Below are 24,955 nucleotides of genomic sequence, written 5' to 3'. Positions count from 1 at the left end.
AAGCTAAAACTGCTGTACGGCCCCCGCCCAGGCCAGTCCGGCGGCCACGCCACCAAAGCGGTTGCCTTCCACCAGCGAGGCCTGCGGCATGGCCTGGCGCAGCGCTTCGATCAGCGTGCGCAGTGCGGATGAGCCGCCCGTCAGGTACACCGCATCCACGCCCTGCAGGCCCGCGGCGGCCACGCAGTCTTGCGCGCATCGCACCACTTGGGCGATGGACGTGTGCAGGGCCAGCTCCATGCTGTGCGCATCGATGGTGAGGGTGAGCGTGTGGTCCAGAAAGGCCAGGTCCACCAAGGCGCTGTCCCCGCTGATGGAGCAGGCGATCTTGGCCGCCTCCACGCCCGCCAGCATGCGGTGGCCATGCTGTTCTTCCAGCGCGTCCATCAGGCGGCGGTGCAGGGTCTGGTCGGTGTAGTCGGTCCACAGCTCTTTGGCAAAGTGCAGTGCCTTGCGCGTGTAGGCCTGGTGGATCAGGTGCCAGGTGCTCAGGTCGAAGAACACGCTGTTGGGCACAATGCGCCCGCCCGTGCCCACGTGCTTGTAGCCCAGGTGGGGCATCACGGTGCCCAGGTCAAGTAAGCGGTCAAAGTCGGTACCGCCGATGTGCACGCCCGTGGTGGCCAGGATGTCGGCGCTGCGGTCGCTCTGCGTGCTGCGTACGGGGTTGAGGCGGATGACGGTGAAGTCCGATGTGCCGCCGCCAATGTCCACCACCAGCGCCGTGGTTTCCTGCACCACGCGCTGCTCATAGTCCAGCGCCGCGGCAATGGGCTCCATCTGGTAGGCGATGTGGGTGAAGCCAGCTTCCAGCGCAGCGCGGCCCAGGGTCTCTTGTGCCAGCAGGTCGCGTTCGGCATCGTCGTCCACAAAGTGCACGGGGCGACCCAGCACGGCATGGGTCAGGGGCTGGCCCACATGGGCTTCACAGCGGCGTTTGAGTTCCTTGAAAAACAGCACCACGATGTCAAAGAAGCGGATGCTCTTGTCGCCTACGGCCGTGTATTCGTCCATCAGGCGGCTGCCCAGCAGGCTTTTCAGCGAGCGCAGCAGGCGGCCTTCGGTACCGTTCAGGTAGGCCTGCATGGCGGCGGCGCCGTAGAGCACGGTGTGTGTCTCGCTGGCAAAGAACAGGGCCGTGGGCATCTCGGCCCGGGTCCCGTCCAGCGGAATCACCTGCAGCACGCCGCTGGCGTCTATCAGTGCAGCGGCGGAGTTGGAGGTGCCGAAGTCAATGCCCAGAACGAGGGGGCGACTCTGCTCCCCGCTCACGCGGCGATGCCCAGCACCTGGGTGAGGAAGGCGGAGATGTCTGCAATCTCACGGGGGTGCACGCTGTGCGGCATGGGGTAGGTGTGCCACTGCACGGGGTGGCCCAGCTTGACCAGTGCGTCGCGCGACTCCTCGCCGCGCTGGATGACGACCACGGGGTCTTGGGTGCCATGCGCCATGAAGATGGGTGTGCGCGCGTTGGCCGCGTGGCGCTCCGACGGAAAGCGGTCTGCCAGCGGCAGGTAGCCAGACAAGGCCATCACACCGGCAATTTTGTGGGGCAGGCGCAAGGCCGTGTGCAGTGCCATGGCGCAGCCCTGGCTGAAGCCGGCCAGCACGATGCGCTCATACGGAATGCCGCGCACCACTTCGTTCTCGATCAAGGCGTTGATCGCCCATTCGGACTTCTGAATGCCGCGGTCGTCCTGTTTGCTCACCAGGTCCATGCCATACAGGTCGTACCAGGCAGGCATCACATAGCCGCCGTTGATGGTGATGGGAATGCTGGGTGCGTGGGGAAAGACGAAGCGGATGGGCTGGCAACTCGCCAGGTCCAGCTCGGGCACCAGACCCGCAAAGTCATTGCCATCGGCCCCCAGGCCGTGCAGCCAGATGACGGCGGCGGTGGGGTTGGGGGCGGATTCGAGTTCGATGCGGGGGAGGAGGGCGGTCATGGCGGGGTCAGGTCAACAATGCGGTGCGGGATAGGGATTGTCCGCGAAAGCAGGCCCGCGCCTACATCAGCGCTGGGGGCATCACCAGAATCAATTGTGGGTCTGCTACCTGGCCCGTGCCTTTGTGCACCCGAAAGTGCAGCTGATAGCCGTGGCCCAGCGCGGTGTTTGTGGCATCTTGCGGTGGCAGCATGTGGATTTGGTAGTGGGTTTCCGTCTCCACCACCTCGGCCCGGCCAGATGCCAGGTCTTGCGTGCCCAAGGGGAACCGGAAGCGCAGCACGGTGCCCGGCAAGGGCCGGTCCATGGGGGCTTCGATAGTCCCCGCCAGCTTCAGGGCGGTGTGCAGAAAATCCAGTTGTGCTGCAAATTGGGCATTGCCCGGGTAGAAGCCGCGCCGACTCGCAGGCACGGCGTCCGAGCGCCCACCATTCGCCAAGTTCGGGCGGTCGTAGATCGGTTCGGTCTGCACGACGCGGCCAGTGGCCGTCATCCAGATGCGATGGGCCATCACGTAGGCAGACTTCCATGGCACCAGGGTAGGGTACTCATCCACCGCCACGTCGATGCGGTACACCGCGTCCTGCCACTCAAAGTCTTCGATGGACACGCGCCAGCGTGCTGTATCCAGGGGGTTGCCAAAGGGGGCATAGAAACGCAGCACCTCGGCGACAGCCGCGTCATGGATGTTCTGGTGGTGCATGGGCTGCGCGGGCTTGGGGGCTTGGGCATGCGCCACGGGTAGCAAGACCGCCATGGCCAGGCCCAGCGTGGCGCGCCGCAGCACGGTCACTGGGGGGCGGCCAGCCAGCCCAGGCCATGCGCGTGCAGGCTTTGCACATACAGCCGGTCGTTGGTTTCGGTGACGGCAGTGGTTTCGGGGTAGGCCCCGCTGGGGTCTTGCAGGTCGGCCACCACCTTGCCATCTTCGGTGAACGCGATCACATGGCCGTAGGCCTTGGGGATAGGCCACAGTGCGCGCGGCAGGCGCAGCGTCAGGCTGCGCAGCCAGGGCTTTTGCGCCAGCTTGTCAATGGTGGGGTTGCGCGGTTTCGCCAGGCCCAGCCAGATCTTGCCGTTCAGGCCGCGCATCAGGTTGTCGGGGTAGCCCGGCAGGTTGTCCAGCAGCACGCTGGCTTGCGCGCTGGGCTCGTGGGCCAGTGTGCCCAAGTCCAGATTGTTCGCAGTGACAGCAATTTTCCAAACGCGGTATTTGCCGGTCTCGTTCACAAACAGGCTTTTTTCGTCCTGGCTCAGCGCCACACCGTTGGCAAAGCTGATGCCCTTGGCCACCACGCGCGTGGTCCGTGTGGCGGGGTCAAATTCGAGAATGCGGCCAGTGGCAGCCTGCTCCAGAATGTCCAGCACACTGGCCTCAAAGGTGCCGCCCCAGTCTTTGGGGGCAAAGCGGGCCGAGGCATCGCTGAGGTACATCTTGCCGCTCTTGGCCACCACCACGGCGTCCGCGTAGCGAATCGGGTCACCATTCACGTTCTCGCTCAGCAGCGTGATCCTGGCATCGGGCGCGATGGAGAGCAGCCCCCTCATGGCGTCCGCGGCAATCAGATTGCCCTTGGCATCAAAGTCAAAGCCCAGCACGCGTCCGCCGGTGTTGACAAACACCTGTTGGTCAGAGCCATCGGCGTTCATGCGCAGGATGTTGCCGCTGGCCACGGTGGTGTAGAGCTTGCCGTCCGGCCCGAACTGGATGTGTTCGGGGCCCACTTCACCCTTCAGGTCGATCATCTGCAGGTTGGCCAGCTTGGTGTTGACGGCATGCGGGCCCGTGTAGCCCGGTGCGTTAGGGGCATCCCACGCCAGCGGGGCAATCGGCACGGGCCAGACCAGCAGGTAGAGGGCGCCCAACGCCAGCAGGGCGACAACGCCCGGCATGGCTTTTTTCATGGCGTGTCTCCCGTTTTTTTATGTGCGCTCTGGGTGGCTTGCAGGTCGGCCAGCGCCGCGCTGAGCTGCGCATAGACCCCGCGCAATTCCGCGGACCGGGCGTTGAGCTGGGCTTCGTGTTCGGCGGTGGCGGTGTGCAAGGCGGCCACTTGCTGGGCCACCTGGGCCTCCAGCTGGGTGGTGCGCTGGTGCACGCCCAGCATCTGCTCCCGCCGTTGCAAGGCCTGGCGGGTCACACGGTCAAACCAGGGCTTCCAAAGTAGGGGCACCGGTGGCGCGCGCTTGATGTTGGGGCCGTCGGTCTGTTGCACATAGTCGGCCAGCTGCAACGCGGGCTGGGTGAAGCGCTGGCCCAGCCACAGGCAGCTGCCCGCCAGCGCCAGCAGGGCCACGATACCCAGGCCGATGAAGGGCAGCATCTGGGTCAAGGCCTGGCGGCTTATCAGGGCAGACGGGGCTTGCACCAGCAGCGCCCAGTCGGTGCCGCGCAGCGCAAATCGCAGCCAGCCGGTATCCGCCGTGTAGGGGCCTGCGGGCAATGCGTCCTGCGCCTTGGGATTGCTGCTGGCCAGCACACGGCCTTGCCCATCGACCACCCAGGCGTGGCCCAGCTGCAGCGGGTGCTGCACCAGCACATCGCTGAGCGTGCTGAGCGCCAGATCGGTGCCCACCACGCCCACATAGCCATTGCCGCTGTAGACCGGCGCCAGCACCGACACCACCGACACTTTTTTCAGCGGCTCGGTGTGTGGTGCCGTCCACACCAGTTCTTTTTGTGGGTTGCTGGCGGGGCCAGCGGTTTCCAGCGGCGTGGTGCCAGCGGCGTCCCACAGCACGCGCAGCGCGGCCCCCATGTCGGGCTTGCCGGTGGCCGTCAGCACCTCGTCACGCGACTGCGAGGGGAAGACCCAGCGCCATTGCTTTTGGGCGTCGTAAAAATAGCTCCACAGCAAGCCTTTGTGTTGGGCGTGTGCGGCGGTCACTTGCGCCAGGGCACCTAGGGGGCCGGTCAGGTCACGCCGGTAGTCGGCACCGGAGGACGGGTCCACATGCACCGCGCCCACGTCTTTCACCAGGTCTTGCGGCAACCGGTCCCAGGGCGCATCGCGCAGGGGGGCCAGGTTGCGCCGCTCCACGCGGTCGGCCAGGCTCGCATCGGCCAGCGCGGGCTGGCGCAGGTTGCGTTCGGTTGACTGGCGCATGGCCGCCACATGGGTGCGTGCCACGTCCAGGCTGGTGTTCAGCGCCAGCTGCAGTTGCTCGCCCTGGGTGCTCAGGCCCCACCACAGCGTGCTGCGCTGGCGCGCATACACACTCCAGCCAAAGGCCAGCATGGCCAGCGTGAGCACGGCCACGATGGCGGTGAGCGTAAGGGTGTGGCGCCGCTGCAGTTGCCGGGCCGAGGGAGCCGGCGGCTCCTGGAAAGGGACGGTATCGGACATGACCGCCATTGTGGGCTAAGCGCCGTAGCGCCGGGCCCATTCCTTCTCGATCGGTTCCACCCAGCTGCCGTGCGGTTCGGGGATGGCGGGGGCGCTCTTCTCCACTTGGCCGGGCAAGGGCTTGGCGGCAAAGCGCGCGCGTTCTGCGTTACTCAGCTTGTCCAGCGCCAGCACCGTCGGGTCGCCCCAGACGGCAATGTCGGCCTTGCGCGCCTGCGCCTCGGCGCTGAGCAGGAAGTTGGCAAACACCTGCGCGCCTTCCTTGGCAGATGCGTTCACGGGAATGGCGACAAAGTGCGTGTTGCCAATCGTGCCGCTATTGAATTGGTAGCTGGTCACGCTGGCAGGAAGCCGGTTGGCGGCGATTTCGTTGGCCGCATCGTTGGGGTTGAAGGTCAGTGCCAGCTGCAGTTCACCGTCAGCCAGCATCTGCCGCATGGCCTCGGCGTTTTGCGGAAACTGTTTGCCCGCACGCCACAGGTGGGGGTGCAACTGGTCCAGCGTGGCCCACAGCGGCGTCGTGGCCTTGGCAAATGACTCCATGGCCACCGGCTTGTAAAAGGTGCTGCGGTACTCGCTGCTGTCCACCAGCAGCTGTTTCAAAAACGTGGTGCCGTGAAAGTTGGGCGGGCGCGGGTAGGTCACGCGGCCGGGGTTGGCTTTGGCAAAGGCCAGCAGCTCGGCCAGGCTGCGCGGAGGCTTGGGCGTGCGCTTGCTGTCGGCCATGAAGGTCAGCTGGGCCATGCCCCAGGGCGCTTCCAGCCCTTCCGTGGGTTCTGAGAAGTCCAGGCGCGTGGTGGGCTTGCCGTGCACATCCACCAGCGCGTATGAAGGCAGGCCTTCCGCAAACGGGCCAAACAGCAGGCCCTCGCGTTTCATGGTCAGAAAGTTTTCCCCATTGATCCACACCAGGTCGACCGTGCCATTGGCCTTGCCCGCAGCCTTCTCGTTGCGCACGCGCTTCACCACATCGGCCGTGTCTGTCACCTTCACATGCTCCACCTTCACGCCAAAGCGCTTCTCCACCTCGCCGGCCGCCCATTGGATGTAGGCGTTGATGGTCTCGGCCCCACCCCAGGCATTGAAGTACACCGTCTGGCCCTTGGCCTTGGCTTCGATGGCGCTCCAGGCAGGGGTGGTTTGGGCGAAGGCGGGGGCCGCGAACGATGAAGTGGAAAGTGCCAGCAGGTGGCGGCGTGTGATGTTCATGGTTATGCCAACAAAGCCTGCGCAAACTCCCGCGCGTTGAAGGTCTCCAGCTCATCCAGCTTTTCACCCACGCCAATAAAGTACACGGGGATAGGCCGTTCGCGCGCGATGGCGGCCAGCACACCGCCCTTGGCGGTGCCGTCCAGCTTGGTGACGATCAGGCCCGTCAGGCCCAGCGCATCGTCAAAGGCCTTGACCTGGGCCACGGCGTTCTGGCCCGTGTTGCCGTCGATGACCAGCAGCACTTCGTGCGGGGCCGTGCCATCGGCTTTGGCGATCACGCGCTTGATTTTTTTGAGCTCTTCCATCAGGTGCAGCTGCGTGGGCAGGCGGCCTGCAGTGTCGATGAGGACCACATCTTTCTTGCGCGCCTTGCCGGCTGTCACCGCGTCAAAGCTCACGGCCGCGGGGTCGCCGCCTTCCTGGCTGACGATCTCCACCGTGTTGCGGTCGGCCCAGACGGTGAGCTGCTCGCGCGCCGCAGCACGGAAAGTGTCGGCCGCGGCCAGCAGCACGCTGGCGTTGCTGTCGGCCAGGTGCTTGGTGAGCTTGCCGATGCTGGTGGTCTTGCCCGCGCCGTTCACGCCGGCCACCATGATGACGGTGGGCTGCTGCTGCCCAATGACCAACGGCTTTTGCAGTGGCTGCAGCAGCTCGGTCAACTCGGCGATCAGGATGTTTTTGAGAGCGATGGGGTGCGTTACGCCACTGGCCTTCACCTTCTTGCGCAGCGCGTTGGTCAGGTGCTCGGTGGCGGCCACACCGGCATCGGCCATCAGCAGCGCGCCCTCCAGGTCTTCGTACAGCGCTTCGTCGATCTGGCTGCCGCCAAACACGCCCGAGATGCTGCTGGCCGTTTTGCCCAGGCCAGCCTTGAGCTTGTCTAGCCACTTTTGCCGCTCGGGCGGCGTGGCACTGGGTTCGGGAATGGCGATGGGTGCGACCAGCGCGCTGCCTATCAGGGAGCCTGCGGGCAGGGCCTCTGCAGGGGCGTCAAACGGGGCGGGGGCAGCGGCGGGCGCCACTGCGGGAGCGGAGGGGGGAGTTTTTTTCTTGAAAAAGCTGAACATTTGGGGCGTTCTTAGAATCACACCATTCTATGAAACACCCATTCCCCTGGCCGGGACAGCGCTTTGTCGCTGTTGGCGCGGTCCTTCTGGCCTTTTTCTCCCTCCCTCTTTTGCCCTCCGCCGCTCTGGCGGCAGAGCCCGCAGGGGTCCAGCAATTCACGCTCAAGAGCGGCATGACGCTGATCGTCAAACCCGACCGGCGCGCCCCTACGGCCGTGCACATGCTGTGGGTGCGCGTGGGATCCATGGACGAGGTGGACGGTACCAGCGGTGTGGCCCATGTGCTGGAACACATGATGTTCAAGGGTACACCCACTGTGAAGGCGGGTGACTTCTCGCGCCAGGTGGCCGCGCTGGGCGGGCGTGAAAACGCCTTCACGGCCAAGGACTACACGGGCTTTTACCAGCAGATTCCGGCGAACAAGCTCGAAGACGTGATGCGCCTGGAGTCGGACCGGTTTGCCAACAACCAGTGGAGCGACGAGGTGTTCGCCAAAGAGCTGGAGGTGGTGAAGGAAGAGCGTCGCATGCGCACCGAGGACAACCCCCACGCCCGCTTGCATGAGGCCATGGACGCCATGGTCTACCAGGCCGCACCCTACCGCCGCCCCGTGGTGGGCTGGATGAGCGACCTGGACGCGATGACGGCGCGCGACGCACGTGACTTCTACCGCCGCTGGTACATCGCCAACAATGCCGCCGTGGTGGTGGCCGGCGATGTGGATGTGGACCAGGTGCGGGCCCTGGCCGAAAAATACTACGGAGGCTTGCCCACCCGCTCCACCCCGGCCCGCAAGCCGCGCGAGGAGCCTGAGCAACTGGGCCAGCGCCGGCTGGACTTCAAGGCACCGGCCGAGCAGGCCTATGTGGCGCTGGCGTTCAAGGTGCCGGGCCTGTCGGCCGAGGGGCTGGCCGCCAGCGGCTCCAACGAGCCCGACGCTGCCAGCGAAGAGGCGATGGCGCTGACCGTGTTGTCCGCCGTGCTCAGTGGCTACGACGGTGCGCGCCTGCCGCGTGCGCTGACGCTGGAGGCCAACCCCGTGGCCGATGACGTGGGTGCCTACTACGGCCTCACCGCCCGCAGCGGCCCGCAGCTGTTCACGCTCTCGGGCGTGCCCGCCGCGGGCAAGACCACAGCCGAGGTGGAGAAGGCCCTGCGCGCGCAGGTGGCCCTGGTCGCCAAGGACGGCATCACCGAGGCCGAGCTGGCCCGTGTGAAAAACCGCTGGGTGGCGGGCGAGGTGTACAAGCAGGACAGCGTGTTCAACCAGGCGCGCCTGTTGGGCGTGAACTGGATCAACGGCTACCCGCTGGGCAGCGACCAGCGCCTGCTGGAGCGCCTGCGCACCGTGACGGCAGCCCAGGTACAGGCTGTGGCGGCCAAATACTTTGGCGATGACGCCCTCACCGTGGCCACGCTCTTGCCCCAGCCCGTGGACAAGACCCGCAAACCCCGCCAGCTTGTGGCCGGTTCTCGCCACTAAGCCACGGACCCATACCATGATTACTATCAAATCAGTAGCTGCTCGCGCAATGTTGACGGGGGCTACAGCCCTGTTTTTTATAAATTCTGCCTGGGCGGGCATCCCCATCCAGCACTGGACGCAGCCCGGCGGCGTGCGTGTCTACCTGGTGGAGAGCCCTGCCATTCCCATGGTGGATGTGCAGATCGATCTGGACGCCGGCGGGCGCCGCGACCCGGCCGACAAGCCGGGGCTGGCCAACCTCATGGCCTCCATGACAGCGAATGGTGTACGTGCTACGGCCACCGAGCCTGCGCTGGATGAGCATGCGCTGTCTGAGGCCTGGGCCGACCTGGGAGCCTCGTTTGGCGGCGCCGCGGGCAGCGACCGCATGAGCTTTTCTCTGCGCTCGCTGACTTATCCGGACCTGCTGGACAAAGCCGTGGTGCTGGCGGCGCGCCAACTGGGGGAGCCGTCGTTTCCCGAAGCGCCCTGGCTGCGCGACCGGCCCAAGATGATTGCCAGCCTGAAAGAGGCCAACACGCGGCCCGCCACGCTGGCCGGGCGCGCCTTTAACCGTGCGGTGTACGGCAGCCACCCCTACGGCTGGGAGATGACCGAAGAGAGCCTACTGCGCATCGGCGTGGAGGACCTGCGCGCGCTGCACGCCCGCGCCGTGCGCGCCTGTGACGCACGCGTGAGCATCGTGGGGGCGCTGACCCGCACGCAGGCCGATGCACTGGTGACCCGCCTGCTGTCGCGCCTGCCCAAGACCGCCTGTACGCCACAGCCTGACGTGCCAGAAGTACAGCCGCTGACCCAGGCGTCTGAGCAACGCATTGCCTTTGCTTCGGCCCAGGCCCAGGTACTGCTGGGCCAGCCGGGCTACAAGCGCAATGACCCGGACTTTTTCGCGCTCACCGTGGGCAACCACATTCTGGGCGGTGGTGGATTCACCGCACGCCTGACCGAAGAGGTGCGCGAGAAGCGTGGCCTGACCTACAGCGTGTACAGCTACTTCTCGCCCGGCCTGCATGCAGGCGCGTTCACCATCGGTCTGCAAACCCGGCCGGACCAGACTACGCAGGCGCTGAGTCTTGTGCGCGAGGTGCTGGCCAAGTTTGTGGAGCAGGGCCCGACCGAGAAGGAGCTGCAGGCCGCCAAGGACAACCTGATCGGCGGCTTTGCGCTGCGCCTGGACAGCAACAAGAAGCTACTGGACAACGTGGCCAACATCGCCTGGAACGGCCTGCCGCTGAACTACCTGGATACCTGGACGCAGCAGGTGGACAAGCTCACAGTGGCCGATGTGCGCGCGGCCTTTGCCCGCAAAGTGCAGCCCGACACCCTGGCCACCGTGGTGCTGGGGGCGGAGGAGGCCGGGCTGCGTTAAGCTCCCTGCATGAAAGCCAAACCCTCTCCTTCGCGCAGTGCCACAGGTGCGCCCAAGCGCCCGCCGCGCCCCCGCGCCATCCAGACCCACGAGATCCGCATCATTGGTGGGCTGTGGAAGCGCACCAAGCTGAAAGTTGCCGACAAGCCTGGCCTGCGGCCCACGCCCGACCGCGTGCGCGAGACCCTGTTCAACTGGCTCAACCAGGACCTGACCGGTCTGCGCTGCCTGGACGCCTTTGCCGGCACCGGCGTACTGGGCTTTGAGGCCGCGTCGCGCGGTGCCAAGGATGTGCTGGTGGTGGAGCAGGACAGCGCATTGGTGGAGCAGCTCAAGAAGACGCAGACCCAGTTGCAGGCTACGGCCGTGCATGTGCTGCGCGGTGATGGCGTCTCCGCCATCCGCCAGGCTGCACCCGCCAGCCTGGACGTGATCTTCATCGACCCGCCGTTTGACGCCCCGCTGTTCGAGCCCGCGCTGGGCGCCTGCGCGCGTGCGCTGGCCCCGGACGGTCTGGTCTACCTGGAGTCGCCCACCAAGTGGACCGACGAGCTGCTGAGTCCCATGGGGCTGGTGGTGCACCGCTACCTGAAGGCCGGCGCCGTGCACGCCCATTTGCTGGCGCTGGCCGCCGCATAATTTCAGACCTCTTTCTGGAGCGCCCATGAGCAAGTCCGTGATCGCTGTGTTTCCCGGCACCTTTGACCCCATCACCCTGGGCCACCAGGACCTGATACGCCGATCGGCCCGCCTGTTTGGCACCGTCATCGTGGCCGTGGCCGCGGCCCACCACAAGAAGACGATGTTCACACTGGACGAACGCCTGGACGCGGTGCGCGAGGTGTTCCAGCCGCTGGACAACGTGCGCGTGGAAAGCTTTACCGGCCTGGTGCGCGACTTTGCGGTGCTGCATGGCGCAGGCGTCATGGTGCGCGGCGTGCGCTCGGTCACCGACTTTGACTACGAAGCCCAGCTAGCAGGCATGAACAAGGCGCTGGCGCCCGAGGTGGAAACCGTGTTTTTGACACCCGATTCGCGTTTTCAGTTCATCTCGAGTACGCTGGTGCGCGAGATCGCCACATTGAAGGGGGATGTGACCCAGTTTGTGGCGCCGGTGGTCCACACGCGATTGATGGACAAGTTACGCCCCTAACCTGAGGAGGCTGCCATGAAGATTCTGCTGCCAGTCGATGGATCGGAGTTGTCATTGGAAGCGGTGCGCCATGCACTGCGATTGCGAGCGGACGGATTGCTGATATCCGCCGTGCTGGCCAATGTGCAGGAGCCCGCCAGCCTCTATGAGCTGCTGGTGGCCCACGACCCCGAGATGATTGACCGCGTGAGCGCCGAAGCCGGCATGGACGCCCTGTCCACCGCCATGGGGCTGCTCGATGCGGACGGCGTGGACTACGAGTGCGAGGTGGCCAAGGGCGACCCGGCGCACACGCTGATCGATATTTGCGAGCGCTTTGGCTGCGAGATGATCGTCATGGGCGCTCGGGGCGCCAGCGCGGCGCGCAGTGCCATGCTGGGGTCGGTGTCCAACGAGGTGCTGCACGCCAGCGGGGTGCCCGTGGTCATCGTCAAACCCCCACAAGAGGAAGAGGGTTCTTAGCCCAGCGGCGATAATTGGGCCATGGAGCGTGAACTGCCGTGGCACTGTTAATTACCGACGAATGCATCAACTGCGATGTGTGCGAGCCCGAGTGCCCGAACGAGGCGATTTATCTGGGCGAGCAGATCTACGAGATCGACCCCCACAAGTGCACCGAGTGCGTGGGCCATTTTGACGAGCCCCAGTGCGTGCAGGTGTGCCCTGTGGCCTGTATTCCCGTGAACCCCAACTTTATTGAAGACAAAGAAACGCTGTGGCAGAAGTACCGCCGCCTGCAGGGCACGGTCTAGCACTTACTTTTTGGGTTCTGCCACCCCCTTGGCGGTGAAGTACTCGGGTTCCTTGCTTTTCTTCTTGGCCGTAGCGGCCTTGTCTTTCACCGGCTTGGCCTCGGCCTTGGCAGGCTTGCTGACCGCTGTGGCCTGAGCGTCGTCCTTCTGGCGGATTTTTTCCAGTTCTTTGGCCTGGGCCGCTTGTTCCCGCGTGGTCTTGTCGGCAGCGGCCCGCTGCGCTGCCGTGCGGCCGTCCCCGGCCTGCAGGGCCACACCGCCCGGGCAGGGGATCTGGCTGTAGCTGGAACCACATTTGTAGACTCTTTGGGCCATAGCCCCCGTGGACAGTGCGCTGGCAGCTATCAAAACGAGAGCGTATTTAAAGAAAAAGGTCATGCGTCACTCCGGGGTGGTGGTTCTGCAGGGACAACCGTAGCCTCGGCCACCGGCCGTTGCGGCTTGGGGCGCGGTGGTTTGCTGGTGTGGATCAGCATGGTGGCCTTGTCCATCTCGCCGGCCAGCAGGTGGGGCAGGGCCTTCATAGAGCGGTCGATGCACTGGTCGATCGCAATGCGGTGGTCCAGCGAGGGTTTCTTCAGCACCCAGTTCACCACCTCCGACTTCACGCCGGGGTGGCCCACGCCCAGGCGCAGGCGCCAGTAGTCGCCGGTGCCCAGCTGGGCATGGATGTCGCGCAGGCCGTTGTGGCCCGCATGGCTGCCGCCGAATTTGAGCTTGACCTCTCCCGGGACAATGTCTAGCTCGTCGTGCGCCACCAGAATCTCATCGGGTTGGATTTTGAAGAAGCGCGCCAAGGCCCCTACCGACTTGCCCGAGAGGTTCATAAAGGTTTGTGGCTCCAGCAGCCACACCGTGTTGCCCTGCACCGTGGTGCGCGCCATGAGGCCGTGGTAGCCCCGGTCCATGGAGAGCGATACCTTGAGCTCGCGCGCTAGCGCATCCACCCACCAGAAGCCCGCGTTGTGGCGGGTGGCGTCGTATTCGGGGCCGGGGTTACCCAGGCCAACAAACAGTTTGATCATCGGGAAAATTATGGCTTACAAAAAGCGGGGAGCCGAAAAGCAAACGGCCCACCGAAGTGGGCCGTTTGCAGCGAACTAGCGCAGGGCAGAAGAATTACTTCTTGCCTTTGCCCTTGCCCTTGGCGTCAGCAGCGGGGGCAGCGGCTACGGGAGCAGCCACTTCTTCCACCGGAGCCACCACGGCCACGATCACGGGGTTTGCCTTGCCGTGGGTGACGACAGTCACGCCCTTGGGCAAAGTCAGATCCGCAGCGTGCAGAGACTTGCCCTTTACCAGACCGGACAGGTCCACGGCGATGAACTCGGGCAGATCGGCAGGCAGGCAAGCCACTTCCAGGTCGGTCACGACGTGGTTGATCAGGCAAGCGTCCACTTTGGCGGCGGGAGAGTTTTCTTCACCGCTGAAGTGCAAAGGCACCTTCATGCTGAGCTTGGTGTTGGCTTCCACGCGTTGGAAGTCAATGTGCAGGATCAGTTGCTTGAAGGGGTGCATTTGCACGTTGCGCAACAGAACCTTGCTTTCTTTGCCAGCGAATTCCATGTCCAAGATGGAGGCGTGGAACGCTTCCTTCTTGATGGCGTGCCACAGAGCGTTGTGGTCCAGTTCGACCAACAAGGGCTCGGCGGAACCGCCGTAAACGATGCCGGGGGTACGGCCAGTGATGCGGAGACGGCGGCTCGCACCCGTGCCCTGCTTAGCGCGCTCAAAAGCGACAAATTTCATATCTAACTCCAGTAAGAGTCCACCGCGACCAGTGTGACTCCGATTTAAAAAGACGCCTGCCAACCCTGTGGGTCAGCGGCGTCGGCTTTTTGTCCCGATCAAAGGCTGTCTTGATCCGAGAACAAACTCATGACCGACTCTCCACGGGCGATGCGCTGGATGGTGTCCCCAATCAGCGGTGCCACAGAGAGTTGGCGAATCTTGGTGCACTGCGCAGCGGCAGCGCTCAAAGGAATGGTGTTGGTCACCACCACTTCGTCCAGCGCGTCGCCGCTGGAAATACGTTCAATGGCGGGGCCGGAGAAGATGGGGTGCGTGCAATACGCATAGACCTTCTTGGCGCCACGGGCCTTCAGCACCTCGGCGGCTTTCACCAGCGTGCCTGCGGTGTCGATCATGTCGTCCATGATCACGCAGTTGCGGCCCTCGATCTCGCCGATCACGTGCATCACTTCGGACACGTTGGCCTTGGGGCGGCGCTTGTCGATGATGGCCAGGTCGCAATTCAGCTGCTTGGCCAGCGCACGGGCACGCACCACACCACCCACGTCGGGAGAGACCACGATCAGGTCTTCGTAATTCTTCTGGCGCAGATCGCCCAGCAGCACGGGGGACGCATAAATGTTGTCCACCGGGATGTCAAAAAAGCCCTGGATCTGGTCGGCATGCAAGTCCATGGTCAGCACGCGGGCCACGCCCACGGTCTGCAGCATGTTGGCTACCACCTTGGCCGTGATGGGCACGCGGCTGGAGCGGGGGCGACGGTCTTGCCGCGCATAACCAAAGTAAGGAATCACGGCGCTGATGCGCTCGGCCGATGCGCGCTTGAGCGCATCCACCATGATCAGCAATTCCATCAAATTCTCGTTGGTGGGTGCGCAGGTGCTTTGCACCACGAACACATCACGCGCACGCACGTTCTGGTTGATCTCTACGGTGACTTCACCGTCCGAGAAGCGGCCCACGGTGGCGGCGCCCAGGGAGATGCCCAAGTGCTTGGCAATGTCAGCAGCCATGCCAGGATTGGCATTGCCAGTGAAAACCATGAAATCAGGGGGAGTGAAGGCCTGCATGTGGAATCCAGCGAAGAGAATTTGGGTTTATGTCGTCACTATGCGCATGCTGAAGCGGGACCGGCCCGAACAGCAATTTGGCAGGGGAAGAAGGATTCGAACCTTCGCATGCTGGAATCAAAATCCAGTGCCTTAACCAACTTGGCGACTCCCCTACACAGGTTGACAGCGCAATGCTGCCCACCGCTAAACCTTCATTTTTCGTCGCTGTCTGCCCACCCTAACAGGGGATGAACATCCAAACTGCTGCACAACTTGACCTGAAACGCGATTGGCGCGTCATTCACATCGATGTCGTGCTGCAAGTGCGCAAATACCGCGCTTCCAGAGCCTGTCATCCTGCCACTTAAACCCTTGTCATCGAGCCACTGAAGGGCTTGATTCACACCGGGGCACAGCTTCTGGGCAACGGCTTGCAAGTCGTTTCGGCCAAAACTAAATGTCTTTCCGAGTGCGTCTGCAGCGAAGCCTGTGATTATAGCTGGTTCTGAATCGCGTTTCAACTCTGGGTCAGAAAAAATCAATTTAGTTTCGAGTCCAGCATCCGGTTTCACTACTGCCCAGCGCGACTCCGGCAGTGCTAGTGGCGTGATTTTTTCGCCGATGCCCTCGACCCAGCCGTGGCGCCCGCTCAGGAAGAACGGCACATCCGCCCCCAGCGCCAGCCCGATGGCCGAGAGCTGCTGTACCGATAGTTTCAGGCCCCACAGACGGTTCAGCGCCAGCAAGGTGGAAGCCGCATCCGATGAGCCACCGCCCATGCCGGCCTGTGCCGGAATGGATTTGAGGACGCCAATGTGCACGCCTTGCGTGCAGCCCGTGGCTTGCTGTAGTGCGCGGGCGGCACGTACGTTCAGGTCGTCTGCGGGCAACGGCACATTCAGGTCTTCGCGGCTGATCTGGCCATCGCTGCGCAGTGAAAAGTGCAGGGTGTCGCACCAGTCAATGAGCATGAAGGCCGACTGCAGCAGGTGGTAGCCATCGTGCCGCCGCCCGGTGATGTGCAAAAACAGGTTCAGCTTGGCGGGGGCGGGGATGTCGTAGAGCGACTGCATGGTGGCGGCATTATCGGCGCGGGGCAGCGCCGGCTCAGTTTTGCAGAATGATTTTCAGGTCCACCGCGGGCAGCTCTGCTGCCTTGCGCTGCGCGTTCAGCCGGCCCTCGGGCAGCTGGCTCAGGTCAACTTCCCAGCCAGGGGCGGCGGTGGGCGTGCCTTGCAGCCAGTCAAACAGTGCGGCCACGGGCAGTTCGGCGCCCGTGGCATGCAGCACCAGAGCCTGCAGCGAATCGAAGGACTGTGGCTCGCCCGTGGTGGTGAGCTTGGCGACGCCCGGCGCCCATTGCATGAGCGCGAGTGTGCTGCCCAGCGGCGTGTGCAGCGACAGGCTGCCGGCCTCGCCATTGCCTTCTAGCGCAAAGTTGGATGCAAACGCCTGCACTGGCGTGGCGTAGACCTTGAGCGCCAGACGACCTTCCCATCGGGTTTGGGATGCAAAGTCAGCGCTAGCCCGCGTGGTAGTTGCGCAAGCAGCTATGAAAAGCGTAGCAATCAACAGGCTGAGCAGCAGGCCGAGTCGGCGCAGCAGTTCCCTCATGGTTTGGCACGCAAGCGGCGCACGGTTTCCTGCAGGGTTTCGTTGTCTTTTTGCTGCTGCAGCGCCTGGCCCCAGATGGTGTTGGCTTGGTCACGCTGGCCCAGGGACCACAGCACCTCGCCCAGGTGGGCCGCAATCTCGGCGTCCTGGCGGCTGGCATAGGCTTGCTCCAGCAGGCGCTTCGCCTCGGCGGCATTGCCGCTGCGGAACTCTACCCACGCCAGGCTGTCCACGATGAACGGGTCATTGGGCGCAAACTCCAGCGCCTTCTCGATCAGCTTGCGCGCCTCGGGCAGCCGCACATTGCGATCAGCCAGCGAGTAGCCCAGTGCGTTGTAGGCGTGGTGGTAGTCGGGGCTGGCAGCAATCACCTGGCGCAGCAACTTTTCCATGTCGTCCAGCTTGCCCAGCTTCTCAGCAATCATGGCCTGGTCGTACATCAGGTTGGTGTCGTCGGGATATTGCTTGAGCGCAGCGGCCAGCACCTGGTAGGCGGTGTCCAGTTGCTTGTGGTCGCGCAGCAGCTGCACTTCGGCGGAAATCTTGGCGCGTGCATCCTCGGCCTGGGTCTCGGGTGCGGAGCGGATCAGGGCGCGCGCCTCGGCCATCTTGCCTTGGCCCGCCAAAATCATGGCGCGGCGGGTCAGTACCTTGAGCGTATCCTGCGGGCTGTTGATGCGCTGCAGGTAGGCATTGGCCTCGTCCAGCTGGCCGCGTTGCTCGGCAATCTGGGCCAGCAGCAAATAGGCTTGCACCATGCCACGTGAAGTCTCGTTGCCATCCGCCGCGGGCGCTTCATTGGGGGCCACCAACTGGGTGTACTGCTTGAGCGAACTTTCGGCCGCGACGTTGTTGCGGTCCTGCAGCTCCAGCGAACCACGCACCAGCCAGGCATCGGCAAAGCTGGGGGCTTGTGTGTTCAGGGTCTGCATCTGTACCAGCGCCTCGGAGTAGCGCATGGTGTCGATCAAGCGGCGCGCATAGGCCATGCGCACCTCAGGCAGAGGCTGGCCTGCCAAGTAGCGCTGCACCAGGGCCTCGGCGCCGGGGGACTTGGCTTCCATCAGGTTCAGTGCCAGCACCGCAGGCTCTTCGGCGCGGGCATTCAGGGCGGCGCCGCGCTGGGCTGCTTCCAGTCCGCCGGGCACGCTGCCTGCATTCAGGCGCAGCAGGCCCACGGCCGACCAGGCGGCAGGGCCGGTTTCGGGCGATGTGAGGTCGGTTGCCAAGACCTGTTCGACGATGTTGGCGGCCAGCGGTTTGTCGGTCACGCGGCTGAAATAGCGGGGCAGCAGGTCGATGGCGGTGATGCGTTCCTTGCCCGTGGTGCCTACCAGTTCTTTCTTGAGCGGCTCCAGCGTGTCGCTCACGCGGTTCAGGCCCAGCAGGATTTGCAGCACATAGCGGTTGGCGTCTTTGGAGGCTGGAAAGGCCCGTTGCCAGGCGCGTGCCGCATCCAGCGCGGACTCGCCACTGCGGGCGCGCAGCGCCATTTCAACGGCGCGTTCGTACAGCTTGGCCGAGTTTGCCTTGCGCGCGGCGTCCAGCATGCCCAGGTAGGCATCGCCGATTTCACCGCTGTTGGCGTAGATCTCACTCAGTAACAATTGGTAAAAAAGCTCGCGATTCAGGTCGGAGTTTTTGGGCTCGTCGGGCTCGGCCGCAAAGGCGGTGCCGCACAGGCCGATACAGGCCGCCAACAGGGTCGCGGAGATGAGGCGTTTGGGGCTTGTCATCAGACCATAATAATCCAACATCATGAAGCTGAGGCCCCATGCCTGAATTGCCCGAAGTTGAAGTCACGCGCCTGAGTTTTGCCGACCGCATTGCGGGCGCGCAGGTGCAGGCGGTGCATGTGGGCAAGCCCTTGCGCTGGCCGCTGCAGTGCGACCCCGATCACCTGGTGGGCCAGCGTGTATTGCAGGTGCGCCGCCGCGGTAAATATTTACTTCTGGATCTTGACGCCGGCCTGTTGCTAGTGCATCTGGGCATGTCGGGCAGCGTGGCCTTTGGGGGGCGTATGCCACCGCCCGGCGTACATGACCACTTTGACCTGGTCACCACCCGCGGCACCTTGCGCCTGAACGATCCGCGCCGCTTTGGCGCTGTGGTGTTCGCCGCTGGCGAGACCGACCCGGTCGCACAAAAACTGCTGGGTCACCTGGGCATGGAGCCGCTGGACGGCGGCTTTGACCTGCTGGCGTTTCAGCAGGGCATGGCGCAGCGCAAGGCGCCCATCAAGCAGGTGCTGCTGGCCGGTGAGGTGGTCGTGGGCGTGGGCAATATCTATGCGTCCGAGGCGCTGTTTTTGGCCCAAATCCGGCCCACCACGGCGTCCAGCAAGGTGAGTAAGCCACGGCTTAAAAAGCTGCATGGCGCCATTCAGGATGTGCTGGCGCGTGCCGTGGCCAAGGGCGGCAGCACACTGCGCGATTTTTCCAATGCCCAAGGAGAGAGCGGTTACTTCCAATTGGAGGCTACGGTCTATGGCCGCGAGGGCCAGCCCTGCCGGGTCTGCACGACGCCCATCAAGTCGATCCGACAGGGCCAACGGTCCACGTTTTTCTGCCCAACTTGCCAAAAACCCTGAGGGGTGCGGCCGCTGGCGATGCTATATTGAACTATTCACGGGGGACTCCTGCTCTTGGCTACTTCATTTAACGATCAGTTTGACCAGCACGGCACGTGGCGGCGCGAGTTCGCATTGCGGCTGAAACTGCTGGCCGAGTGGATGAAAGACCACGAGCTGCTGGACGCCGCGGTGGAAGAGCGCCTGCGCCGCCTGGAAGCACAAGTGCGCTCCGACAAGGTGATGGTGGCCTTTGTGGCTGAGTTCTCGCGCGGCAAGTCCGAGATGATCAACGCCCTGTTCTTCGCAGGGTATGGCCGACGCATCATGCCGGCCAGCGCTGGCCGCACCACCATGTGCCCCACCGAAATGGGTTACGACGCCGATGTGCCACCCTGCCTGCGCCTGCTGCCGATTGAGACACGCCTGCAACCGCAAGCGCTCATGGAATGGCGCATGGCGCCCGAGAAGTGGACCCGCATCGATCTCGATGTGAACAACCCCCAACAACTGGCCAAGGCCTTGGAAAAAGTGGCCGAGACCCGCAAGGTCACGCAGGACGAAGCCCGCGCTCTGGGCTTCTGGCACACCCAGGCCCCTGAAGACAACCCCATGGTCGACGCCCAGGGCATGGTGGAAGTGCCCAAGTGGCGCCACGCCCTGATCAACATTGCCCATCCGCTGCTCAAGCAGGGCTTGGTGATTCTGGATACGCCAGGGCTGAACGCCATTGGCGCCGAACCCGAACTGACCGTGAGTCTGATTCCGCAGGCGCATGCTGTGGTGTTCATGCTGGGCGCCGACACCGGAGTTACCAAGTCCGACCTGGCCATCTGGCGCGAACACCTGATCACCGAGTCCACCGACCCCGACGCGCGCCTGGTGGTACTGAACAAGATTGACACGCTGTGGGACGCGCTGAGCACGCCCGCGCAAATCCAGGCCCAGATCGAGCGCCAGAAGGCCAGCACCGCCGAGATTTTGGGCCTGCCCAAAGACAAGGTGATTGCCGTGTCTGCCCAAAAGGGCCTGGTGGCCAAGGTGACCGAAGACGACGAGCTGCTCAAGCGCAGCTGCCTGCCCGTGCTCGAAGACGTGCTGGGCCGCGGCATGATGGGCAAGCGCCAGAAGATTTTGGGCTCGGCCATGGCCGATGGCATCACGGGCCTGCGCGTGGAGACCGGCCGCGTCATCAATATCCGCAAGCGCGATTTGACCGAGCAGATGATGGAGCTCAAGGGCTTGCAGGGCAAGAACGCCACCGTCATCAAGCACATGCGCAACCGCATCTCGCAAGAGCAGGCTGAGTTTGACCAGGGTGGTGCCAAGATCCACGCAGTGCGCTCGGTGCACCTGCGCCTGCTGCGTGAGGTGTTTGGCATTCTGGGCTCAGGCGCGCTGAAGAAAGAAATGGCGCAGCTGACCGACACGCTGATGCAAAAGGGCCTGAAGCTGGGCGTGAAGCGCGCCTATGGCGACACCTTTGACCGCCTGCGCGGCAACCTGCAAAAAGTGCAAACCCTGTGCGCCGAAATCCAGTCCATGCTGGTGGCCAGCTTCAAGCTGCTCAACGGCGAATATGGTTTTTCGCTGCAGGCGCCGGGTGAGCCCGACATGGGCCGCTTCATGGCCGAGCTGGACACGATTGAACGCAACCACTTGCAGTACCTGGGTGTGGGTAATGCCTTCAAGCTGGCCCAGCCCGAGTTCTCCGATCGGCTGGTGCGCGCGCTGTCCACACGCTTGCGCTCGGTGCACGAAAACGCGCTCGCCGATGTGGAGCTGTGGAGCAAGTCGGCTGCGGCCCAACTGGACGCCCAGCTGCGCGAGCGCCGTCGCAACTTTGCCCGTCGCATTGAAGCCATCGACCGCATCTCGCAGGCCGCGGGTGGCTTGGATGACCGCATTGGCGAGATCCAGCAACAGGAAACGGCGCTGGACCAACTGGACGCCAAGCTGTCCGAACTGACTGCCTACCTGATTGCCGCCCAAGACGCTGCCAAGCTGTTGGCGGTGGCTGCTGCCGCAGCAGACGTCGCCGTCGCCTGAGCGTGGCTGACAGCAACTTTGCCACGCAGGTGGTGGCGTGGCAGCGCCAGCATGGCCGCAACACGCTGCCTTGGCAAAACACCCAAGACCCCTACCGCGTGTGGCTGTCCGAGATCATGTTGCAGCAAACGCAGGTGGTCACGGTCATGGGCTACTTCGCCAGATTTCTGGAGCGCTGCCCCACGGTGGCCGACTTGGCCGCGGCCAGCAGCGACGAGGTGATGGGTCTGTGGAGCGGTCTCGGCTATTACAGCCGCGCCCGCAACCTGCACCGCTGCGCGCAGCTGGTGGTGGAGTTGCACGGTGGCCAGTTCCCGCGCGACGCGGCCACGTTGACCACGCTGCCCGGCATAGGCCGGTCTACCGCCGCGGCCATTGCCTCGCTGTGCTTTGGCGAGCGCGTGGCGATTCTGGATGCGAACGTGAAGCGCGTGGTCACCCGCGTGCTGGGTTTTGATGCCGATCTGGCGTCTTCTGCCAACGAGAAGAAACTCTGGGATGCGGCCACCGGCCTGCTGCCCGCCGCCAAACATGCGGTGGCCGACATGCCGCGCTATACCCAGGGCATGATGGATTTGGGCGCCACCGTGTGCAGCCCCAAAAAGCCCAGCTGCCTGCTTTGCCCCGTGCTGAGCCACTGCGCCGCCGCCAGGGCGGGCGACCCCGAACGCTACCCCGTGCGCACCCGCAAGCTCAAGCGCAGCAGCCAAAGCCTGTGGCTGCTGTGGGCGCAGCGCTCCGATGGTGCGGTGTGGCTGGCCAAGCGGCCCACGCCCGGTGTCTGGGCGGGGCTGCAGTGCTTTCCGCTGTTTGACAGCGAAGAAGCCTTGCGCGCGGCGCTGCCAGCGCAGATGGCCAAGGGTGTGGAGATGCTGCCCGTGTTCACCCATGTACTCACACACAAAGACCTTTTTATGCATGCAGCCCGCGTAGACATTGCGCAAGTAGCTATAAATTTAGGAGCGGGTGCCTGGTTTTTGCCGGCCGAGTGGGCCGCGGCGGGCTTGCCTGCGCCGGTGCGCAAGCTGCTGGAAAAATCAGCCTAAGCCGGACTGAAGTGCATCCATCTCGCGGTGGCGCTTGAGCGTGCTCCAGCTGCTGCCAAAGCGTTTGGCCAGCTGCTCCACCAGGTACACAGACCGGTGCTGCCCGCCGGTGCAGCCAATGGCCACTGTCACATAGCTGCGGTGGTCGCGCACCAGGGCGTCCAGCCAGCTTTCCAGAAACTGGCTGATGTGGTTCAGCATCAGGTCCACATCGGCCTGCGCTTTCAGGAAGTCGATGACCGGCTGGTCGCGCCCGGTCAGGTGCTTCAGCTCGGGGTCGTAGTGCGGGTTGGGCAGCATGCGCACGTCGAACATGTAGTCCGCATCCGTCGGCACACCGCGCTTGAACGCAAACGACTCGAACACCAGCGTGAGTTGCCCGCCGGGTGAGGCGATCAGTTCTTTGACGTAACCCTGCAACTGCGACGGGCGGATGATGCTGGAGTCAATCACATGGGCCTGCTCGCGCAGGTCGGCCAGCAGCTCGCGCTCCAGCTCGATCGCGTCGACCAGCGCACGGCGCTCGTCCCCCGCGGCTTCGACCTTGGAAAGCGGGTGTTTGCGCCGGGTTTCTGAATAGCGGCGCACCAGTGTGTCGGTGGTGGCGTCCAGAAACAGCGACTTCACCACCACGCCCAGCTGGCGTAAGGCCTGCAACTGCTGTGGCACCAGGGGCAGGGATGTGGCGCTGCGCACATCCATGGCAATGGCCACGCGCTGGGCCTGGTGTTTTTGCTCCAGCTCCACAAACGGCAGCAGCAGCTCTGGCGGCAGGTTGTCCACGCAGTAAAAGCCCGCGTCTTCCAGCGCATTCAGCGCCACCGATTTGCCAGAGCCGGACATGCCGGTGATCAGCACGATCTCCATGGTGTTGGCGGTGGCCATTCAGCTTCCCGCCTGCAGCATTTCCTTGGCGTGGGCCAGGGTGGTGCTGGAGAGTTTTTCGCCACCCAGCATGCGGGCAATCTCGCCCACGCGCTGTTCGCTGTGCACGGTGGCCACGGTGCTCAGCGTGGCCTTGCCCTGCAGGGTTTTGGAGACCACCAGGTGGTGGTCCGCACAGGCGGCCACCTGCGGCAGGTGGGTTACGGCCAGCACCTGGCGGTCGGTGCCCAGCTGCTGCATGAGGCGGCCCACGGTCTCGGCTACAGCGCCGCCCACCCCGGAATCCACCTCGTCAAAAATCAGCGTTTGCGCAGTGCCCAGCTGGCTGGTAGTGACCGCAATGGCCAGCGCCATGCGCGACAGCTCGCCACCCGATGCCACCTTGCCCACGGGGCGCGGTGTGCTGCCGGCGTGGCCCGCGGCCAGAAACTGCACGTCCTCCAGCCCGCTTTGCTGCGGCTGGGCCAGCGGCTCCAGCGCCACCTGAAACTGCCCGCCCTGCATGCCCAGGCCTTGCATGGCCTGGGTGATGCTTTGGGCCAGCAGGGGGGCGGCCTTGGTGCGGTGTTTGGAAATGCTCTTGGCCTCGGCCAGGTAGGCGGCCTGGGCCTTGCGTTCGGCGGCCTGCAGGCCTTCCAGGTCGGCGGCGGCGTCCAGCGCGGTCAACTCGGTCTTCCACGCGGCCAGCACGTCCACCAGCTCTTCGGGTGGGCGCTTGTAGCGGCGCGCCAGGCCCACCCACAGTGCCATGCGCTGGTCCAGTTCGGCCAGGCGTTCGGGGTCCAGCTCGGTGCGGCGGGCGTAGCTGCGCAGGGTGTGCACCGCGTCTTCCACCTGCGCCAGGGCGGAGGTCAGCGCCTCCACGGGGTCTTTGAATTCGGCTTCCAGGTGCGCCTGGGCCTGCAGCAGCTGCAGGGCAGCGTGCAGCGGGCGCAGGGCGCTGCTGTCGTCGTCTTCCAGCAAGGTGACCGCGCCTTCGGCCGCATCCAGCAGGGCTTGGCCGTTGGACAGGCGGCTGTGGCTGGTGTTGAGCTCGTCCCACTCATGAGGCTGGGGCGCCAGCTTGTCCACCTCGCCAATTTGCCAAGCCAGGCGTTCGCGTTCGCGCTGCAAGGAGTCTTGTGCCTCGGTGGCTTGGGCCAGTGCGGCTTGGGTGTGGCGCCAGGCGGCCCACAGCTGGGTCAGCGTCGCGGTGTTCACCTTGGCGTAGGCGTCCAGCAGGCCGCGCACGGCCTCGGGCCGGGTCAGGCTTTGCCAGGCGTGCTGGCCGTGGATGTCCAGCAGCTGTTCGCCAATGGCGCGCAGCTGCTGGGCGGTGGCGGGGCTGCCGTTGACCCAGGCGCGGCTTTTGCCCTGCGTGTCCACCGTGCGGCGCAGCAGCAGGGTGTCGCCGCCCTCAAAGCCGGCGTCGTCCAAGATGGTCTGCACGCCAGGGGCGGTGTCGAATTCGGCCGACACATCGGTGCGGGCGGCGCCCTCGCGGATCACGCCGGTGTCGGCGCGCGCGCCGGTCACCAGCTGCAGCGCGTCGATCAGGATGGACTTGCCCGCGCCGGTTTCGCCCGTCAGCACCGAGAAGCCGGACTCCAGGTCCAGCTCCAGCTCGCTGACGATCACAAAGTCTCTAAGAACAATCCGTTTGAGTGCCATATCTC

25 protein-coding genes and 1 tRNA gene are annotated in these 24,955 nt (G+C 64.5%); 9 read left to right on the top strand and 17 right to left on the bottom strand.

Features of this window, described 5'->3' with window-relative positions; translation table 11 throughout:
• Positions 1-3: 3 nt before the first annotated feature.
• The 7 genes from J2X15_RS18235 to ftsY all read right to left on the bottom strand — a co-directional run bounded on the left by J2X15_RS18235 (position 4) and on the right by ftsY (position 7,572).
• Positions 4-1,272: an Hsp70 family protein gene (locus tag J2X15_RS18235; protein WP_310345581.1), complete on the bottom strand. Its 1,269-nt coding sequence runs from the start codon at positions 1,270-1,272 to the stop codon at positions 4-6.
• Complete coding sequence (locus J2X15_RS18230; protein WP_310345579.1) at positions 1,269-1,946, bottom strand: alpha/beta hydrolase; 678 nt, start codon at positions 1,944-1,946, stop codon at positions 1,269-1,271. Before J2X15_RS18230 ends, J2X15_RS18235 begins: the two co-directional genes overlap by 4 nt.
• A 61-nt stretch (positions 1,947-2,007) precedes the next feature.
• Complete coding sequence (locus J2X15_RS18225) at positions 2,008-2,739, bottom strand: hypothetical protein (protein ID WP_310345576.1); 732 nt, start codon at positions 2,737-2,739, stop codon at positions 2,008-2,010.
• The gene (locus J2X15_RS18220; RefSeq protein WP_310345573.1) at positions 2,736-3,851 is read right to left on the bottom strand and encodes an SMP-30/gluconolactonase/LRE family protein; all 1,116 of its coding nucleotides are present in this window, start codon (positions 3,849-3,851) and stop codon (positions 2,736-2,738) included. The genes J2X15_RS18225 and J2X15_RS18220 overlap by 4 nt, the downstream gene beginning before the upstream one ends.
• On the bottom strand, positions 3,848-5,293 hold the full coding sequence (locus tag J2X15_RS18215; RefSeq protein WP_310345570.1) for a cache domain-containing protein: 1,446 nt from the start codon (positions 5,291-5,293) through the stop codon (positions 3,848-3,850). The genes J2X15_RS18220 and J2X15_RS18215 overlap by 4 nt, the downstream gene beginning before the upstream one ends.
• A 15-nt stretch (positions 5,294-5,308) precedes the next feature.
• Positions 5,309-6,502 carry an ABC transporter substrate-binding protein gene (locus J2X15_RS18210; RefSeq protein ID WP_310345568.1) on the bottom strand — a complete coding sequence of 398 codons (1,194 nt, stop codon included), beginning with the start codon at positions 6,500-6,502 and terminating at the stop codon, positions 5,309-5,311.
• A 2-nt stretch (positions 6,503-6,504) separates the two neighbouring features.
• On the bottom strand, positions 6,505-7,572 hold the full coding sequence (gene ftsY / locus J2X15_RS18205) for a signal recognition particle-docking protein FtsY (RefSeq protein WP_310345565.1): 1,068 nt from the start codon (positions 7,570-7,572) through the stop codon (positions 6,505-6,507).
• 29 nt (positions 7,573-7,601) lie between these two features.
• On the opposite strand from ftsY, the gene J2X15_RS18200 reads away from it, so the two are divergent.
• Genes J2X15_RS18200 through J2X15_RS18175 form a run of 6 tightly spaced genes read left to right on the top strand, consistent with a single transcriptional unit; the run spans position 7,602 to position 12,333 of the window.
• A complete protein-coding gene (locus J2X15_RS18200; RefSeq protein WP_310345562.1) occupies positions 7,602-9,056 on the top strand; it encodes a M16 family metallopeptidase in 1,455 nt (484 codons plus the stop codon).
• Positions 9,057-9,072: 16 nt separating this feature from the next.
• Positions 9,073-10,428: a M16 family metallopeptidase gene (locus J2X15_RS18195; protein ID WP_310345560.1), complete on the top strand. Its 1,356-nt coding sequence runs from the start codon at positions 9,073-9,075 to the stop codon at positions 10,426-10,428.
• Positions 10,429-10,437: 9 nt separating this feature from the next.
• Positions 10,438-11,067, top strand: a complete 630-nt coding sequence (rsmD, locus tag J2X15_RS18190; protein ID WP_310345558.1) for a 16S rRNA (guanine(966)-N(2))-methyltransferase RsmD — start codon at positions 10,438-10,440, stop codon at positions 11,065-11,067.
• Between the two features lie 25 nt (positions 11,068-11,092).
• Positions 11,093-11,581 (top strand): pantetheine-phosphate adenylyltransferase, encoded by a 489-nt coding sequence (gene coaD, locus J2X15_RS18185; protein ID WP_310345556.1) that lies wholly within the window; start codon positions 11,093-11,095, stop codon positions 11,579-11,581.
• A gap of 15 nt (positions 11,582-11,596) precedes the next feature.
• Positions 11,597-12,043, top strand: coding sequence for a universal stress protein (locus J2X15_RS18180; RefSeq protein ID WP_310345553.1), 447 nt, complete (start codon positions 11,597-11,599; stop codon positions 12,041-12,043).
• 38 nt (positions 12,044-12,081) lie between these two features.
• Positions 12,082-12,333, top strand: a complete 252-nt coding sequence (locus tag J2X15_RS18175; protein ID WP_310345550.1) for a YfhL family 4Fe-4S dicluster ferredoxin — start codon at positions 12,082-12,084, stop codon at positions 12,331-12,333.
• Positions 12,334-12,336: 3 nt separating this feature from the next.
• Here the strand turns inward: J2X15_RS18175 and J2X15_RS18170 are convergent, their stop codons facing one another.
• From J2X15_RS18170 to J2X15_RS18135, 8 genes are all read right to left on the bottom strand, one after another.
• Positions 12,337-12,711 (bottom strand): hypothetical protein, encoded by a 375-nt coding sequence (locus J2X15_RS18170; RefSeq protein ID WP_310345548.1) that lies wholly within the window; start codon positions 12,709-12,711, stop codon positions 12,337-12,339.
• Positions 12,708-13,358 carry an aminoacyl-tRNA hydrolase gene (gene pth / locus J2X15_RS18165; protein ID WP_310345545.1) on the bottom strand — a complete coding sequence of 217 codons (651 nt, stop codon included), beginning with the start codon at positions 13,356-13,358 and terminating at the stop codon, positions 12,708-12,710. The genes J2X15_RS18170 and pth overlap by 4 nt, the downstream gene beginning before the upstream one ends.
• A gap of 94 nt (positions 13,359-13,452) precedes the next feature.
• Positions 13,453-14,082: a 50S ribosomal protein L25/general stress protein Ctc gene (locus J2X15_RS18160; RefSeq protein ID WP_310345543.1), complete on the bottom strand. Its 630-nt coding sequence runs from the start codon at positions 14,080-14,082 to the stop codon at positions 13,453-13,455.
• 98 nt (positions 14,083-14,180) lie between these two features.
• Positions 14,181-15,155 (bottom strand): ribose-phosphate pyrophosphokinase, encoded by a 975-nt coding sequence (locus tag J2X15_RS18155; RefSeq protein WP_310345540.1) that lies wholly within the window; start codon positions 15,153-15,155, stop codon positions 14,181-14,183.
• Between the two features lie 78 nt (positions 15,156-15,233).
• A tRNA-Gln gene (locus J2X15_RS18150) sits at positions 15,234-15,310 on the bottom strand.
• 39 nt (positions 15,311-15,349) lie between these two features.
• On the bottom strand, positions 15,350-16,210 hold the full coding sequence (gene ispE / locus J2X15_RS18145) for a 4-(cytidine 5'-diphospho)-2-C-methyl-D-erythritol kinase (RefSeq protein WP_310345536.1): 861 nt from the start codon (positions 16,208-16,210) through the stop codon (positions 15,350-15,352).
• A gap of 34 nt (positions 16,211-16,244) precedes the next feature.
• Entirely contained in the window at positions 16,245-16,751 is a 507-nt protein-coding gene (locus tag J2X15_RS18140) for a lipoprotein insertase outer membrane protein LolB (protein WP_310345532.1), read from the bottom strand.
• Complete coding sequence (locus J2X15_RS18135) at positions 16,748-18,487, bottom strand: tetratricopeptide repeat protein (protein ID WP_310345530.1); 1,740 nt, start codon at positions 18,485-18,487, stop codon at positions 16,748-16,750. Before J2X15_RS18135 ends, J2X15_RS18140 begins: the two co-directional genes overlap by 4 nt.
• A 38-nt stretch (positions 18,488-18,525) precedes the next feature.
• Here J2X15_RS18135 and mutM point away from each other — a divergent pair, with 38 nt between their 5' ends.
• Genes mutM through mutY form a run of 3 tightly spaced genes read left to right on the top strand, consistent with a single transcriptional unit; the run spans position 18,526 to position 22,415 of the window.
• Entirely contained in the window at positions 18,526-19,341 is an 816-nt protein-coding gene (mutM, locus tag J2X15_RS18130) for a bifunctional DNA-formamidopyrimidine glycosylase/DNA-(apurinic or apyrimidinic site) lyase (RefSeq protein ID WP_310345529.1), read from the top strand.
• Between the two features lie 54 nt (positions 19,342-19,395).
• A complete protein-coding gene (locus tag J2X15_RS18125) occupies positions 19,396-21,369 on the top strand; it encodes a dynamin family protein (protein WP_310345526.1) in 1,974 nt (657 codons plus the stop codon).
• 2 nt (positions 21,370-21,371) lie between these two features.
• Positions 21,372-22,415: an A/G-specific adenine glycosylase gene (gene mutY / locus J2X15_RS18120; RefSeq protein WP_310345522.1), complete on the top strand. Its 1,044-nt coding sequence runs from the start codon at positions 21,372-21,374 to the stop codon at positions 22,413-22,415.
• Here mutY and rapZ read toward each other — a convergent pair.
• Both rapZ and recN read right to left on the bottom strand, forming a co-directional pair.
• Positions 22,407-23,300 carry an RNase adapter RapZ gene (gene rapZ, locus J2X15_RS18115; RefSeq protein WP_310345519.1) on the bottom strand — a complete coding sequence of 298 codons (894 nt, stop codon included), beginning with the start codon at positions 23,298-23,300 and terminating at the stop codon, positions 22,407-22,409. The genes mutY and rapZ overlap by 9 nt on opposite strands.
• Positions 23,301-24,950 carry a DNA repair protein RecN gene (gene recN, locus J2X15_RS18110; RefSeq protein ID WP_310345517.1) on the bottom strand — a complete coding sequence of 550 codons (1,650 nt, stop codon included), beginning with the start codon at positions 24,948-24,950 and terminating at the stop codon, positions 23,301-23,303. It lies immediately after the preceding gene.
• Positions 24,951-24,955: the final 5 nt, after the last annotated feature.

This window comes from Rhodoferax saidenbachensis (genome assembly GCF_031457975.1).
Lineage (GTDB): Bacteria > Pseudomonadota > Gammaproteobacteria > Burkholderiales > Burkholderiaceae_C > Allorhodoferax > Allorhodoferax saidenbachensis_A.
The sequence above is the reverse complement of the archived record's forward strand: the minus strand, read 5'-3'. Positions and strand labels throughout refer to the sequence as shown.

Bases quoted from the DNA above. Each gene is read 5' to 3' on its own strand.
- J2X15_RS18140 (WP_310345532.1), bottom strand. From the start codon at position 16,751: ATGAGGGAACTGCTGCGCCGACTCGGCCTGCTGCTCAGCCTGTTGATT.
- recN (WP_310345517.1), bottom strand. From the start codon at position 24,950: ATGGCACTCAAACGGATTGTTCTTAGAGACTTTGTGATCGTCAGCGAG.
- rsmD (WP_310345558.1), top strand. From the start codon at position 10,438: ATGAAAGCCAAACCCTCTCCTTCGCGCAGTGCCACAGGTGCGCCCAAG.
- coaD (WP_310345556.1), top strand. From the start codon at position 11,093: ATGAGCAAGTCCGTGATCGCTGTGTTTCCCGGCACCTTTGACCCCATC.
- J2X15_RS18160 (WP_310345543.1), bottom strand. From the start codon at position 14,082: ATGAAATTTGTCGCTTTTGAGCGCGCTAAGCAGGGCACGGGTGCGAGC.
- J2X15_RS18200 (WP_310345562.1), top strand. From the start codon at position 7,602: ATGAAACACCCATTCCCCTGGCCGGGACAGCGCTTTGTCGCTGTTGGC.
- ispE (WP_310345536.1), bottom strand. From the start codon at position 16,210: ATGCAGTCGCTCTACGACATCCCCGCCCCCGCCAAGCTGAACCTGTTT.
- mutM (WP_310345529.1), top strand. From the start codon at position 18,526: ATGCCTGAATTGCCCGAAGTTGAAGTCACGCGCCTGAGTTTTGCCGAC.
- J2X15_RS18210 (WP_310345568.1), bottom strand. From the start codon at position 6,502: ATGAACATCACACGCCGCCACCTGCTGGCACTTTCCACTTCATCGTTC.
- J2X15_RS18195 (WP_310345560.1), top strand. From the start codon at position 9,073: ATGATTACTATCAAATCAGTAGCTGCTCGCGCAATGTTGACGGGGGCT.
- rapZ (WP_310345519.1), bottom strand. From the start codon at position 23,300: ATGGCCACCGCCAACACCATGGAGATCGTGCTGATCACCGGCATGTCC.
- J2X15_RS18155 (WP_310345540.1), bottom strand. From the start codon at position 15,155: ATGCAGGCCTTCACTCCCCCTGATTTCATGGTTTTCACTGGCAATGCC.
- J2X15_RS18170 (WP_310345548.1), bottom strand. From the start codon at position 12,711: ATGACCTTTTTCTTTAAATACGCTCTCGTTTTGATAGCTGCCAGCGCA.
- ftsY (WP_310345565.1), bottom strand. From the start codon at position 7,572: ATGTTCAGCTTTTTCAAGAAAAAAACTCCCCCCTCCGCTCCCGCAGTG.
- J2X15_RS18220 (WP_310345573.1), bottom strand. From the start codon at position 3,851: ATGAAAAAAGCCATGCCGGGCGTTGTCGCCCTGCTGGCGTTGGGCGCC.
- pth (WP_310345545.1), bottom strand. From the start codon at position 13,358: ATGATCAAACTGTTTGTTGGCCTGGGTAACCCCGGCCCCGAATACGAC.
- J2X15_RS18135 (WP_310345530.1), bottom strand. From the start codon at position 18,487: ATGACAAGCCCCAAACGCCTCATCTCCGCGACCCTGTTGGCGGCCTGT.
- J2X15_RS18180 (WP_310345553.1), top strand. From the start codon at position 11,597: ATGAAGATTCTGCTGCCAGTCGATGGATCGGAGTTGTCATTGGAAGCG.
- J2X15_RS18230 (WP_310345579.1), bottom strand. From the start codon at position 1,946: ATGACCGCCCTCCTCCCCCGCATCGAACTCGAATCCGCCCCCAACCCC.
- J2X15_RS18215 (WP_310345570.1), bottom strand. From the start codon at position 5,293: ATGTCCGATACCGTCCCTTTCCAGGAGCCGCCGGCTCCCTCGGCCCGG.